This window comes from Stenotrophomonas sp. 62841_Sma (assembly GCF_056482945.1).
This window is the reverse complement of sequence record NZ_CM151224.1, coordinates 2,958,748-2,971,066: the sequence shown is the minus strand read 5'-3', so window position 1 is coordinate 2,971,066 and position 12,319 is coordinate 2,958,748. Positions and strand designations below refer to the sequence as shown.

The window sequence follows — 12,319 nt, the reverse complement described above, 5'->3', positions numbered from 1 at the left end:
ACAGGTCATCGCGGGTCCTCGTGGCAGAAGAGACACACGTCTGGCGTGGCAGACGGGGTTGGTCGTCGAGTCTCGATGCGCTGGGTTGCGTGAACCTTGCGGGGCTGTCGCTGTGTCAGCGTGCGGCAGGAAGGGCGAGCAATGCTACGGCGATGAACTGCAGGGCGCTACCGAGAACCAGCAGTGCATTGCGCAGCCGGTGACCTGACAATCGCGCACCGAAGAGTTGACTCACCACGCCGGCCAACAACCAGAAGAATGCTGGAACAGGCAGCTTCGTCATCCCTGCACCGATGCTGATCAGCAGCGCGCTGGCAATCATTATCCCAGCGGCATGATCATCCAGAGCGCGCAGCAGTGGTGACATCGGGCGCGAGGTTGCCGCGCGCCATGCCGCCAACCCATGCAGCGCGGCATGCACGGCAACGAACAGGAGCACGGCAGCGGCCGCCGCAGCGCTGGCGTGCCTATACGTTGAAGCGACCAGTGCAATGCCGGGCAGCAGCAGGAACAGGGCGCCGAACAGCCGCATCAATACACCTGCGCGCTCGGCTTCGGGAACTGCCCGCAGCCAATGCGGCCAATGTTCCATGCCGAGCGCGCGGCCAGTACGCGGGTGGCGATTCCATGCGGCAGCGGTAAGGCCCGGCGAATTCCGCGGTGGTACAGTGCGCGTGGAAGAGGACGGTGGCGGAACTCCCTGGGTCACATGCAGGCTTCCTGTCAGATCGGAACGCGGTGGCACGGCAGGTGCCACACCCCGATGCTGTCCAGCGAACATTGCCGCAACCTTGCCTGTCCTCGCTACCGGCATCGCATGGACAGGTGCCAGTTACACAGGTGCACGCGGTGTGTTCAGTGCTCCAGCGGTGGCGCGCTGGTCACGCCCGGGTGCAGTGGAAACTCAACACGGATCAATGCACCACCGCCAGGCGCATCCAGAATCGTGACGTGGCCGCCGTGGCGGTCGATCACCTGGCGCACCAGGTTCAACCCCAGGCCCGCGCCTGTCTGCCGCGGCCGCAGCCGCTGGAAGGGTTCGAAAACCCGTTCGCGCTGGTCGACCGGTATGCCGGGGCCGTCGTCCTCGACCTCCAGGCAGCTGCCCTGAACGCGCACGATGATCTGGCGTCCGCCATGTTCGGCAGCATTCAGCACCAGGTTGGAGATTACCCGCTCCACTGCGCCGGTCTCGCCGAACACCGGGAAGTGCGATTCCACCGCCACGGCTACGGTCTTGTCCGACTGGATCAACAGCGGCGCCAGATCGGCGGCCACCCGTTTGGCCACCCGCGCCAGGTTGATGGTTTCCTTCGGCCCGTCTTCGTCCATGCGGTGCAGATCCAGCAACTGCTCTGCCAGCGTCGCCAACCGTGCCACTTCCACGGCCAGGTTGCGCGAGGTGGCGTCGTCGGCCGCATCGACCTTCACCCTCAGAATCGCAATGGGGGTGCGCAGCTCATGCGCGGCGGCGGCGATGAAGCGGCGTTGCCGCTCGTGCCCCTCGTCCAGCCGCTCCAGTGCTTCATTCACCGCCGTCACCAACGGAGCGATCTCCACCGGCACCGCGGTTTCTGTCAGGCGGACACCGCGCCGACTGGCGGAGATGTTGCGGGCTTCCTGGGCGATGCGCTCCACCCCGGCCAGGGCTCGTCTCACGATGATCGGTGTCAGGACGATGGTGGCCAGGCCCAGCAGCAGGAAGATCGGCAGGGTGATGATGTGTGCCGCCAACGCCATCTGCCAGGTCAGCGTATCGGTTTCGCCATGGGCCATGATGGTCAGCTTGCCGGCCGGCCCGCTGTGCTGGCGGACCACGACGGCCAGGCCATCGCTGCGGTCGCGCCCGCGCAGGTCGCCAAAGGGGATGCCATCCAGTGCGCCTACCAGCGAGGCATAGGCCGGCGGCACAGGCCCGAACGTAACGTGGTGGCCGTGCTCATCCTCGGCGATGAACCATGCACCGGGAACGACCTTCAGCAGTTCGGCCAGTTCCGGCGTGTTCTGCACGTAGAGGTCGCCGTTGCGGTCGCGGTGCACCGCGTCGGCCGCCACCGGCGCGAAGGTCTGGATGGTGTAGTAGCCACCGCTGTCGGCACGTATCAGCACCATCAGCAGCGCGAAGAACGCCACCAGCAACGCCAGCAGCTGATAGATCAGCGTTTTGACGATCAACGGGCGCTTCAGCGAGGGACGACGCGCCATTACTTGGCTTCCCGCATCAGATAGCCGACGCCGCGGATGGCGTGTATCTCTACTCCTGCATCGGCATCGGCCAGCTTGCGGCGAAGGCGCGAGACGTGAGAGTCGAGCGTATTGGAATGGATGCCGTCATCGAATCCATACACTGCCATCTCAATCGACTCGCGCAGCACGGTGCGCCCCAGCCGCCGGGCCAACGCGGTCAGCACACGGATCTCGCGGCGCGGCAGCTCAAGCCGTTGCCCGCCCACACTGGCTTCACCCGATGCCGGGTCGAACACCAACCGGCCGATGCTGACCAGTTCCACCTGCATGCCGCTCGGCCGGCGCCCTGCAGCGCGGATGCGGGCGAACAGTTCCTCAAGTGCGAAGGGCTTGGTCAGATAGTCGTCCGCGCCCTCATCCAGGCCGGCGATGCGGTCCGGCAGCTGCCCCAGCGCGCTCAGCACGATGATCGGCACCCCTGGGTTGCGCTCACGCAGCAGGGAAATCAATCCCAGCCCGTCACCGTCGGGCAGGGTGCGGTCCAGCAGCACCAGATCGTGCGATCCGCACAGGGCCGCTTCGCGGGCCAGTGCCAGCGTGTTGGCCAGGTCCACCACGTAGCGCTCGCGCTGCAGGGCGGATTTCAGGGTGGCGGCCAGTTCGGCTTCGTCTTCGATCAGCAGGATGTGCATCGGCAGGGCTTGGGCAGGAAGGGCGTGGCAGGGCGGTTCGGCACGCGCCGGCACCGTATTACAGGAACATTGCGTGAACATGGCGTGCCTTCCCGATCTTCCGCACGGCTGTGGTGACGCAGGAAACACGCTGTCGGCGCAAGGTTCGCGCAATCCAGGCACTCCAGCCTTGGCGCCCACTCGCTGCCCCCCAATCCCTGGAGTACCCATGAAGTTGTTCGTTCCGTTGTTGCTCGTGGCCGCGTTGAGTGGCTGTTCCACCGCGAAGATGACCGTTACCCCTGATGGCCGGCGCGGCGTCTCCATCGACTGCAGCGGCTCCAGTTCCTGGAGTGGCTGCTACGAAAAGGCCGGGCAGATGTGCCCAGGCGGCTATGTAGTCTTCAGCAAGGATGGCGACGACGGCAGCGCCATCGCGGTGGGCAACAAGAACGGCTTCACTTCCACCCAGATGGCCACCCGCTCGATGCTGGTGGCCTGCTCGCACTGACACCAAAAGGGGAGGTGGGTTGCCACCTCCCCATCATCACCGCTCCCAGCCCTGCGTCAGAAGCTGTAAGCCGCCTGCATATACACCCGCCGTGGCTCGCCCGGGAAATGCCCGTTGCGTTCGATGAAGCCACTGGCCGCGTACACCTTGTCGAACAGGTTCTTGACGTTGGCCTGGAACTGCCACTGCTTCCATGTGGTCTTCCAGCTCATGTCGAACACGGTGTAAGCCTTGACCGTCTGCCCGTCCAGACTGACGCGCTCACCCACATGGTCAGCACCAAAGCCGATGGCCGAATTGATCGACGGCAGGTCGTAGCGCGTCCACAGACCCAGCTTGTTGCGCGGCGCATTGGCGAATCGGTCGCCGGAAGCGTTGGTGATGCCGTTCGGGCCTGCGTCCTTCACCCGCGCATCGTTGTAGGCGTAGGTCAGATTCAGCACCCAGCGCTCGCTGAGGTCGGCCAGCAGATCCAGCTCCATGCCGGTACTGCGCACCAGGCCCAGCGCGGCCAACTGGTTCACGCCACCGATCACTTCGCCGGTGGCCTGCACGATATTGCTGCGGTCGATCCGGTAGGCGGCCATGTTCAAGGTCACACGGTCGGCCAGCAGGGACTTCATGCCCACTTCCCACTGCTTGCTGCGTTCTGCATCGAACGGCCCGCCAGCGGCCGGGTTCTGGTTGGCAGCACTCTGCGGTACGAAGCCGCTGGCCACATTGGCGTAGACATTCAGGCCTTCGCGGACGGTGAACGTGCTGCCCAGCCGCCAGCTGAGGTCGTTGCCGTCCACACTGCTGCCGGCAATGCGGTCGTCGTCCTTGAAGCCATCCCAGCGCAGCCCGGCCAGCACATGCCAGCGTGTGCCCAGTGCCAGCTCGTCCTGCAGATAGCCGCCATAGCGCATGCTGCGGGTGGACGTGCTGCGCCAGGGCAGGGCCGCCAGGTTGTAGTCGTGCCAGGTACTGGCGCCGTACACGGGGTTGAACAGGTCGATACCGCGCACCGGCCCCGCACCACGGGCAAGGTCGGCGCTGCTGGGGGTCTGTGCAGTGAAATCCGCATCCAGCTGGTACACATCGGCACCGAACAACACCTTGTGCTCGACGGTGCCGGTGGTCACCCGCCAGACTGCATTACCGTTGGCAGTGAATGCTTCGTTGTCGCGGATCTGGTTGCGCAGCTGGCGGGTCATCCACTCGGCCACGCCATCGCGGTCACGATCGATCAGGCCCATCGGCTCGTGGTACATCTGGTGCTCGTTGTTGCTGAACCAGCGAGCGGCGAAGTCCACATCCAGATTGTCACGTGGTGCGAAGCGGTACTGCGCCAGCGCCACTTTGGCGCGCATGTCGAGGAAGTCGCTGGCCTCGTTGTGGTTCCAGCGGCGGTCGGTCAGGAAGGTGCCCGCATCATTCACCGGCACGCCGCGCAGGCGGTTGCCGCCGAGGTTCTGGGTGATGTCGGTGAACTGCAGCACCAGCTCGCCGGTCTGGCCGATGTCGAAGGCCAGCGAGGCGTCGCCGATCACGCTTTCGCTGTCGGTGTTCCAGCGCACGCCCTTTTCACTGTCGGCATACAGCCCGGCGCGATAGCGCACGCTGCCGGAGGCATTCAACGGCCCGGTACCCTCGATCGATCCGGCACGGAAGTTCTTGTCGCCCAGCTGGATCTCGATGTTGCGTCCGGCACTGGCTTTCGGTTTGCGGGTTACATAGTTGATGACGCCGCCTGCATCACCACCGCCATACAGCGCACCTGCCGGTCCCTTCAGCACTTCCACGCGCTCGATGTTGAACAACTGCGGGACCGAGAAACCTGCATACGGGTCGCCGCGCAGGCCGTCATACAGCACGTTCTCCTGGCGGAAGCCGCGCAGGGTCACCCCGGCATAGCTGAAGTAGCTGATGCCGCTGATGCTGCGATAGAGGTCGGTCACCTGACGCGCGGCCTGATCGTCGATCAGTTCACGCGGGATGACCTGGATCGATTGTGGGACCAGCTCCAGCGGTGTATCCGTGCGGGTGCCGACCGCAGCATCGTCCACCCGGTACAGGGTCTGTGCACGTCCGCGAACTTCGACCTTGTCCAGGTCCTTTGGCGCGGCAGTGGAGGGCTCGACAGCATGGGCAAGGGTTGCCAGGGGCAGGGTCAGTGCCAGGCACAGGGCGCGTTGCAGGGGCATTGGAAAAGGCATCGGGAGAGGGGGCGTGTCTGCAAATGAGAAAGATTAGCATTTGCAACACTTCGTGACCTATCCCCCGAATGCGCTATGGACGCGCGCCGGGGTCCGTATACGGGGTGCCCGCCAAGGCCACCAGTACCCCGGTGGCGCCGCGCACGATCAGCTGCAGCATGGCCTCACGCGGGTCCTCGCCCTGCAGTTGGCTTGCCAATCCCTTCTCATAGGCCGCCACCATCGACGCCAGCAGCATGGCCGCGCCCAATCGCGCTTCGGCGTCATGTTCTGGCCGGCCGGCAGCGTCGGCCATCAATCGCGCCAGGTCGTCAGTCAACTGCGCCTGCAGCCGTCGCGCGTGCGCGACCAGTACCGGGCTCTCCGCCACGGTGCCCCAGAAGGCGGCAGCGCCGGCATTGATGCGCAGCAGCGGATGGCCAGCCTCCAGCAACTCGCGCACCAGCGACTGGAAGGCCGCCAGCGGGGTCATGCCGCTGCGCGCCATCATGCCCTCGCGCAGCAGCATGCGCGCCTCCTCATCGCGATCGAACACCAGGTCTTCCTTGCTGGCGAAGTAGTTGAAGACCGTCTTGCGTGAGACGCCCGCGGCTTCGGCGATTTCGGACATGGAGACGGCCTCGAAGCCACGCCGGATGATCAGCTCGGTGGCGACGTCCGAAATCGCTTGTCGCGTCTCGGCCTTGCGCTGTTCGCGACGACCTGGAGGCGGGGTCATGGGCGGTTCACTTGTGGAAACGTACACCGAGTGTAACATTTGACCCGCCAGAGCGCCGACCCGGCGCTCACAAGGATTCCCCATGCTGTACGACGTCGTCATTGCCGGTGCTGGCCCGGTGGGCCTGTTCCTGTCCTGTGAACTGGCCCAGGCCGGGTGTTCAGTGCTGGTGCTGGAACAGGCCAGGTCCGCCGGTTCGCCGTTGAAGCGCTTGCCATTCGGGCTGCGCGGCTTGAACGCCCCTACGCTGGAGGCATTGGATCGGCGCGGCCTGTTGGACGCGGTCGCCGCGACACAGGTGCTCAAGCCCGAGAAGGGGGCGCCGCCGCCCGGCACCGCCCATTGGCTCGCTCAGCCGCGGGCGCTGGGCGGCCACTTCGCCGGAATACCGTTTGCCTTGGACGACGTCGACCGCACGCGCTGGACCTGGCGCCTGCCGTCGCCGGTGGGCACCCAGATGGCGGTGGAGCTGCAGGCCCTGGAAACGGTCTTGGCCGAACGTGCGACCACGCTGGGCGTGCGCATCGAACGCGGGCGTGCGGTACAGGCGGTGCGCGCCGGTGCAACCGAAGTGGAGATCGAGACTGCTGACGGGGCGGTATGTGGTCGCTGGCTGGTAGGTTGCGATGGAGGCCGCAGCACCGTGCGCAAGCAATGCGGTTTCAGTTTCATCGGCACGGATCCCGAATTCACCGGTCATTCGCTGCAGGTCGATCTGGAAGATCCCGGCGTGCTGACCCCGGGCCGTCAGTACACCGCGCAGGGCATGTGTAATTTCAATCCCCCCGGTGTGCTCGCGCTTGCCGATTTCGATGGCGGTGCCGGGCATCGAAAACCTCTCGCGCTGGATGAAGCGCAATCGCTGCTGCGACGTGTGTCTGCCCGCGACGTGACCATCACCGCGCTGCATCTGCACAGCACCTGGACCGACGGTGCGCGCCAGGCCAGCGCCTATCGCAACGGCCGCGTGCTGCTGGCAGGCGACGCTGCGCACGTGCATTCCCCGTTGGGAGGGCAGGGCCTGAATCTGGGCATCGGCGATGCGATGAACCTGGGCTGGAAACTGGCCAGCGTGATACGCGGTGACGCTGACGTGGCGCTGCTGGACAGCTATCACGCGGAACGGCATCCAATTGGCGCCAACGTACTGGACTGGTCGCGCGCGCAGGTTGCGCTGATGCGTCCTGGAGCCGGTTCGCGCGCGTTGGCGGCGGTCATGGCCGATCTGGCCGGCACCCGCGATGGCGCCACCTATCTGGCCGAACGGGTCTGGGGCGTGTCGCAGCAGCTCGATCTGGGCGATGGCCATCCATTGGCCGGTCGCAGCGTGCCGGACTTCCTGCTGGCCGATGGCCGCCGCATGGGAGAGGTGCTGAGGACGGGGCAGGGGGTGTTGCTTGTGCTCGATGAGAACGGCGCTTCGTACAACCCCGTCGACCGTTGGCGACAGCCGTTCACCCGCATTGCCTCGGCAGTGGACGATGCGCTCGGCCTGGGGGCGGTACTGGTGAGGCCCGATGGAATTGTCGCGTGGGCCTGCGATGCGGGAGGTGATCAGGCAGGGTTGCGCCAAGCGTTGCAGCGCGGGTTCGGACTGCCGGAGGCTGACTGACGTACAGGGCGGAGGCGCAGCCGATGTGGGCTGCGCCGGGTGCGGTTACAGATCCTTCTTCTTGCCGCTCAGGTCGATCGGCCTGTCACTGCCCTTGCGCTCGCTCGACCACACTTCCATGCTCTTGTTGCAGCGGCTCTCGCGGGCAGCCACTTCGCGCGGCAGGTCCTTCAGATGCGGCGACTCCTGGCAGGCCTGATGCATGTTGCTGTCGTCATAGGTTGCACAGGCGCTGAGCGAGGCCAGAGTGATGGCGACGAGGGTGGTGCGGAGCAGGGGCTGCAGGTTCATGGGAGGGTCTCGGGTGGTGCCGGGCTGGCCATGGAATTCAAATCCGTGACACCGGGCGCAGACAATCCGACCAATCACACTTGTTATTCTATAACAGATGCGCGATAGTCCGGCGCCTCCTGCTGTCAGGCGACGCAGATCATCAGCATCATGCTCAGCGCCAGCATCAGCACGAATACGCGCCGGCTGAGCGCAAGGCAGGCCAGGCAGGCGGCCAGTGCCCAGGCAGCCAGCAGCGCGCAGGCCAGCAGCCACAGCCCGATCACCATCAAAGAGCCACTCGCCAGCGCTGACAGTGCGATCGCCTTGAACAGCGTCACGCCCAGCACACTGCCGAGCACGCCAGCCTGCAGAGCGATGGCATCGTGACGGGCAGGGGCGGGCGGGTGGTGCATGTCGGCGGCGTTCGTTTGCTGCAAGGGAGGCGCAGCCACTGTGCCCGATCACATATCCACGCCATGTGTTTTTCGCGCACGCGATGCAGGGCCGATGCAGGCCTCAGTCGAACTCTCCCTCGGCCGATTCCAGCCGTTGCCGGTAGGCAGCGCGGTGCTGATACAAACGCTGGCATTCGGCCGACCTGTGGATGCGGCTGCCGGGTTCGTTGGCTACCGAGTCGCACATCCGCGCAATATGGTTGTTCTCTGCCAGCTCGGTGACGAAGAACACGGCGGTGATGCCGGTACCGAGCAGCACCACGTAGAGCAGTCGGCTGAGCCAGCGCGACAGCTTGCGCTCGAAGTGCTGCTGGATGGTCAGGTCGAAGCGGATGATGCTGAGCACGATCCAGATGATCGCAACCAGGAAGCAGAGCGTGGGCAACAGGCCGCGCCAGAGCCCGGCCTCGTAGACCGATTCGTTGTAGTGGACAGCGGCCCCGGCACCGGCGATGGCGATGGCAAGTGCCCAGTTGCGGCCCAGCGAGAGCAGGTCATCGAGCAGCTTCTCGCGGTTCCTGGTTGATCCTGCTGCCACGTGGGTTCCATCTCCATGCTGCGACCGGCGGCGGACTGCCGCCGGCCCTGCAGATGGTGGAGCATCGCTGCGGCGATGAGAAGACCGCGCGGCTCAATGTGCGATGGCGCGGGCGCTGATCCAGCGCCGGTAGCGGCGGGTCCGACACTTTGCGGCCGCCTGTGCCAGCAGCAGTGCCCACGCCGGTGAAACCGTGGGTGCGGTGGGGCGGCGCCGGCTCAACCGGCCCAGCTGATACTTCACTGCCGCCATGTGCGCGCTGGCCGCCAGCGGCTTGCTGCGCCAGTTGATGTTGCGCAGCGTCGGCACCGGGTCGCGGCCCTGCTGCCAGTGCTGTGGCAGATCCGGCTCGATCGCCAGTGCGGTGGCGATGCCGACCATGGCTACGCCGCTGGCCAGTACCTGTTCTGCCACCTCGCGGCGGCGGATGCCGCCGGTGACCATCAACGGCATCGTTGCCACCGTGGCGATCTCGCGTGCGAATTCGAGGAAGTACGCTTCGCGGGCCACGCTGCGATCGTCGCGTGCGGCGCCGGTCATGGCCGGTGCTTCATAGCTGCCGCCGGACAGTTCGACCAGATCCACGCCGAGGGGGGCCAGCATCTCCACCACTTCGCGTGCGTCCTCGGGCGAGAAACCGCCGCGCTGGAAATCGGCGGAGTTGAGCTTCACCGCCACCACGAATGTGGGTGCCACCGCCGCGCGTACACCCTGCACGATCTCCAGCAGCAGGCGCGCACGGTTTTCCAGGCTGCCGCCCCACTGGTCCTCCCGCCGGTTCGACAGCGGTGACAGGAACTGGCTGAGCAGGTAGCCGTGCGCGGCATGGATCTCCACCCCACTGAAACCGGCACGCTCGGCCAGTTCGGCACTGTGGATGAAGCGCGCGATCACCGAGTCGATGTCGTCCTCGGTCATCGCCTTCGGCGGCGCGAACTGCTTGGACAGCGCGCCCATCTGCAATGCAACGGCCGAAGGCGCGAGCGCGGGTTGACCGAGTGCGGCCGGCATCTGCCGCCCCGGGTGATTGATCTGCATCCACATCTGCGCACCCCGCGAGCGGGCAGTGTCCGCCCAGGCAGTGAAGCGGTCGAGGTGGCGGTCATCCTCCAGTACCACGCCGCCGGACCCAGTCATGGCGCGCCCATCGACCATCACGTTGCCGGTGATGATCAGTCCGGCGCCGCCGTCGGCCCAGCGCTGGTACAACTGCAGCAGCGCTTCGGAGGGAGCGTGGTCAGCGTCGGCCATGTTTTCCTCCATCGCCGCCTTGGCGATGCGGTTGCGGATGACGGCACCGGAGGGCAGTGCCAGGGGCGAGAACAGCGACATCGGACAGCTCCAGGACAGGGGAATGGGGCTACGCTAACCTTCAAGTTTGATTGAAGGTCAACAGGCTTCCATGTCGAGGATTCAGGCAGATGAAGATCGGTGAGCTGGCCCGCCGCACGGGCCTGGCAGCGTCGCGCATCCGCTTCTACGAAGAGGCCGGGTTGTTGGTGGTCCAGCGCCAGGCCAACGGCTACCGCGATTATCCGGAGCAGGCGGTGCTGCTGCTGGAACTGATCACCGGTGCGCAGCGCGCCGGTTTCAGCCTGGAAGAGATCCGCGCGCTGTTGCCGCCGGACATGGGCCAGTGGCAGCACGAGGCACTGATCACGATGCTGCAGCAGAAGGTGGCCGACATCGAAGCGCTGCAGTTGCGGCTGGCAGAGAGCCGTGCGCACCTGCTGGCCCTTATCGAGGACATCCAGGCGCGGCCGGAGGGCATTGATTGCGCGGCCAACTCGCGGCGGGTGCTGGACCGCGTGAAGCGTGGTGAGCTGGCGCGGCCGACCCTGGCGGCCGGCGACGTGGCGATGCTGCGACCGGATCGCCGCCGCCGCATGGGCAACGGCTGACGACCCGGCGCGGTGTTCAGTGGCTGCCTGTGACGGTGATCTTGCGCTTCTTGTCCACCATCACCGCCACGCACCACAGCAGCAGGCCGCCGATCGCGGTGGCTGCACCGACGTAGCCAGTGCTGGCCGGGCTGAAGCCGGCGCTGATCGCCATGCCGCCCAGCCACGGGCCGAGCGCGTTGGCGGTATTGAAGGCGGCATGGTTGGAGGCGGCGGCCAGCGTCTGGGCTTCGCCGGCCACGTCCATCAGGCGGGTCTGCAGCACCGCAGCCAGCGCACCCATTGTGCCGACGGTGATGATCATCGGGCCGATGGTCCACACTGACTGTGCGGCCAGCGGATACAGCAGCAGCATCACGATCGACCACAGCAGCACCACCGCGGCGGCCTTGAAGTGGAACTTGTCCACCAGCCAGCCACCGGCGATGTTGCCGATGATCGCGCCGATGCCGAACACGCCCACGGCCAGCGGCATCCACGATTCGGCCACGCCGGTGACCTGCACCAGGGTCGGCGCCAGGTAGGTGAACACGCAGAACATGCCGGCGAAACCGACCGCGCCGATCGCCAGTGCCAGCCACACCTGGGTGGTGTTGAAGGCACGCAGTTCGCGCATCGGCGAGGTGCGCACCTCGTCCGGATCGGGCAGCAGGAAGCGCGCGATCATTGCCACGGTGGCGATGGCCAGCACGCTGACCAGGGCAAAGGCGGTGCGCCAGCTCAACTGCTGGCCCAGCCAGGTGGTCAGCGGGTTGCCGATCAGGATCGCGATCGACAGGCCCAGCAGCACCCGCGACATCGCCTGGCCGCGCTGGCCGGCCGGACTGATCGCGGCGGCCACCAGCATCGCCACGCCGAAGTAGGCGCCATGCGGCAGGCCGGCAACGAAACGTGCGATCAGCATCGTGCCGTAGTTCGGGGCCAGGGCGCTGGCCAGGTTGCCGACGGCGTAGAAGCCCATCAGCGCCAGCAGCAGCTTGCGGCGCGGGAAACTGGCGCCGACGAAGGCGAGGATCGGCGCGCCGACCACCACGCCGATGGCGTAGGCGCTGATCAGGTGGCCGACCTGGGTTTCGCTGATCGACAGGCCACGGCTGATCTCCAGCATCAGGCCCATGCTGGCGAATTCACTGGTGCCGATGGCGAAGCCGCCCAGTGACAGGGCAAGGATGATCAGGGTGCGCTGACGGGGCGTCAGCCGCGCAGCCAGGGAAGAGTTGGGGCTCATGCGGGGGCGCGATGGGGGCGGGGAGCC

At 66.2% G+C, this 12,319-nt stretch carries 13 protein-coding genes; 3 read left to right on the top strand and 10 right to left on the bottom strand.

What is annotated here, in order from left to right:
• Positions 1 to 115: 115 nt before the first annotated feature.
• The 3 genes from ACZK5G_RS13985 to ACZK5G_RS13975 all read right to left on the bottom strand — a co-directional run bounded on the left by ACZK5G_RS13985 (position 116) and on the right by ACZK5G_RS13975 (position 2,879).
• Positions 116 to 532, bottom strand: a complete 417-nt coding sequence (locus ACZK5G_RS13985) for a hypothetical protein (protein WP_478463811.1) — start codon at positions 530 to 532, stop codon at positions 116 to 118.
• Positions 533 to 855: 323 nt separating this feature from the next.
• Positions 856 to 2,205 carry a sensor histidine kinase gene (locus tag ACZK5G_RS13980; protein ID WP_032128607.1) on the bottom strand — a complete coding sequence of 450 codons (1,350 nt, stop codon included), beginning with the start codon at positions 2,203 to 2,205 and terminating at the stop codon, positions 856 to 858.
• Positions 2,205 to 2,879, bottom strand: coding sequence for a response regulator transcription factor (locus ACZK5G_RS13975; protein WP_032128606.1), 675 nt, complete (start codon positions 2,877 to 2,879; stop codon positions 2,205 to 2,207). The genes ACZK5G_RS13980 and ACZK5G_RS13975 overlap by 1 nt, the downstream gene beginning before the upstream one ends.
• Positions 2,880 to 3,087: 208 nt before the next feature.
• Here ACZK5G_RS13975 and ACZK5G_RS13970 point away from each other — a divergent pair, with 208 nt between their 5' ends.
• Positions 3,088 to 3,369, top strand: a complete 282-nt coding sequence (locus ACZK5G_RS13970) for a hypothetical protein (RefSeq protein ID WP_478463809.1) — start codon at positions 3,088 to 3,090, stop codon at positions 3,367 to 3,369.
• 56 nt (positions 3,370 to 3,425) lie between these two features.
• Here ACZK5G_RS13970 and ACZK5G_RS13965 read toward each other — a convergent pair whose 3' ends face one another.
• The gene (locus tag ACZK5G_RS13965; protein WP_478463807.1) at positions 3,426 to 5,567 is read right to left on the bottom strand and encodes a TonB-dependent siderophore receptor; all 2,142 of its coding nucleotides are present in this window, start codon (positions 5,565 to 5,567) and stop codon (positions 3,426 to 3,428) included.
• 73 nt (positions 5,568 to 5,640) lie between these two features.
• Positions 5,641 to 6,285, bottom strand: a complete 645-nt coding sequence (locus tag ACZK5G_RS13960; RefSeq protein ID WP_049398239.1) for a TetR/AcrR family transcriptional regulator — start codon at positions 6,283 to 6,285, stop codon at positions 5,641 to 5,643.
• An 82-nt stretch (positions 6,286 to 6,367) separates the two neighbouring features.
• Between ACZK5G_RS13960 and ACZK5G_RS13955 the strand changes: the two genes are divergently transcribed.
• Positions 6,368 to 7,897 (top strand): FAD-dependent monooxygenase, encoded by a 1,530-nt coding sequence (locus ACZK5G_RS13955; RefSeq protein ID WP_478463805.1) that lies wholly within the window; start codon positions 6,368 to 6,370, stop codon positions 7,895 to 7,897.
• Between the two features lie 45 nt (positions 7,898 to 7,942).
• On the opposite strand, the gene ACZK5G_RS13950 is transcribed toward ACZK5G_RS13955, so the two are convergent.
• From ACZK5G_RS13950 to ACZK5G_RS13935, 4 genes are all read right to left on the bottom strand, one after another.
• Positions 7,943 to 8,188 carry a hypothetical protein gene (locus tag ACZK5G_RS13950; protein ID WP_049398237.1) on the bottom strand — a complete coding sequence of 82 codons (246 nt, stop codon included), beginning with the start codon at positions 8,186 to 8,188 and terminating at the stop codon, positions 7,943 to 7,945.
• A gap of 125 nt (positions 8,189 to 8,313) precedes the next feature.
• Positions 8,314 to 8,583 (bottom strand): hypothetical protein, encoded by a 270-nt coding sequence (locus ACZK5G_RS13945; protein WP_010484830.1) that lies wholly within the window; start codon positions 8,581 to 8,583, stop codon positions 8,314 to 8,316.
• A gap of 103 nt (positions 8,584 to 8,686) precedes the next feature.
• Positions 8,687 to 9,163, bottom strand: coding sequence for a hypothetical protein (locus ACZK5G_RS13940; RefSeq protein WP_049398236.1), 477 nt, complete (start codon positions 9,161 to 9,163; stop codon positions 8,687 to 8,689).
• 93 nt (positions 9,164 to 9,256) lie between these two features.
• Complete coding sequence (locus tag ACZK5G_RS13935) at positions 9,257 to 10,495, bottom strand: NADH:flavin oxidoreductase/NADH oxidase family protein (RefSeq protein WP_478463803.1); 1,239 nt, start codon at positions 10,493 to 10,495, stop codon at positions 9,257 to 9,259.
• Between the two features lie 89 nt (positions 10,496 to 10,584).
• Between ACZK5G_RS13935 and ACZK5G_RS13930 the strand changes: the two genes are divergently transcribed.
• Positions 10,585 to 11,064 (top strand): MerR family transcriptional regulator, encoded by a 480-nt coding sequence (locus ACZK5G_RS13930; protein ID WP_132810395.1) that lies wholly within the window; start codon positions 10,585 to 10,587, stop codon positions 11,062 to 11,064.
• Positions 11,065 to 11,080: 16 nt separating this feature from the next.
• Here the strand turns inward: ACZK5G_RS13930 and ACZK5G_RS13925 are convergent, their stop codons facing one another.
• Positions 11,081 to 12,292 (bottom strand): MFS transporter, encoded by a 1,212-nt coding sequence (locus ACZK5G_RS13925; RefSeq protein ID WP_478463801.1) that lies wholly within the window; start codon positions 12,290 to 12,292, stop codon positions 11,081 to 11,083.
• Positions 12,293 to 12,319: the final 27 nt, after the last annotated feature.

What these genes read in the sequence shown, in the direction of transcription:
- ACZK5G_RS13985 (WP_478463811.1), bottom strand. Translation starts at nt 532, where the DNA reads ATGCGGCTGTTCGGCGCCCTGTTCCTGCTGCTGCCCGGCATTGCACTG.
- ACZK5G_RS13980 (WP_032128607.1), bottom strand. Translation starts at nt 2,205, where the DNA reads ATGGCGCGTCGTCCCTCGCTGAAGCGCCCGTTGATCGTCAAAACGCTG.
- ACZK5G_RS13975 (WP_032128606.1), bottom strand. Translation starts at nt 2,879, where the DNA reads ATGCACATCCTGCTGATCGAAGACGAAGCCGAACTGGCCGCCACCCTG.
- ACZK5G_RS13970 (WP_478463809.1), top strand. Translation starts at nt 3,088, where the DNA reads ATGAAGTTGTTCGTTCCGTTGTTGCTCGTGGCCGCGTTGAGTGGCTGT.
- ACZK5G_RS13965 (WP_478463807.1), bottom strand. Translation starts at nt 5,567, where the DNA reads ATGCCTTTTCCAATGCCCCTGCAACGCGCCCTGTGCCTGGCACTGACC.
- ACZK5G_RS13960 (WP_049398239.1), bottom strand. Translation starts at nt 6,285, where the DNA reads ATGACCCCGCCTCCAGGTCGTCGCGAACAGCGCAAGGCCGAGACGCGA.
- ACZK5G_RS13955 (WP_478463805.1), top strand. Translation starts at nt 6,368, where the DNA reads ATGCTGTACGACGTCGTCATTGCCGGTGCTGGCCCGGTGGGCCTGTTC.
- ACZK5G_RS13950 (WP_049398237.1), bottom strand. Translation starts at nt 8,188, where the DNA reads ATGAACCTGCAGCCCCTGCTCCGCACCACCCTCGTCGCCATCACTCTG.
- ACZK5G_RS13945 (WP_010484830.1), bottom strand. Translation starts at nt 8,583, where the DNA reads ATGCACCACCCGCCCGCCCCTGCCCGTCACGATGCCATCGCTCTGCAG.
- ACZK5G_RS13935 (WP_478463803.1), bottom strand. Translation starts at nt 10,495, where the DNA reads ATGTCGCTGTTCTCGCCCCTGGCACTGCCCTCCGGTGCCGTCATCCGC.
- ACZK5G_RS13930 (WP_132810395.1), top strand. Translation starts at nt 10,585, where the DNA reads ATGAAGATCGGTGAGCTGGCCCGCCGCACGGGCCTGGCAGCGTCGCGC.
- ACZK5G_RS13925 (WP_478463801.1), bottom strand. Translation starts at nt 12,292, where the DNA reads ATGAGCCCCAACTCTTCCCTGGCTGCGCGGCTGACGCCCCGTCAGCGC.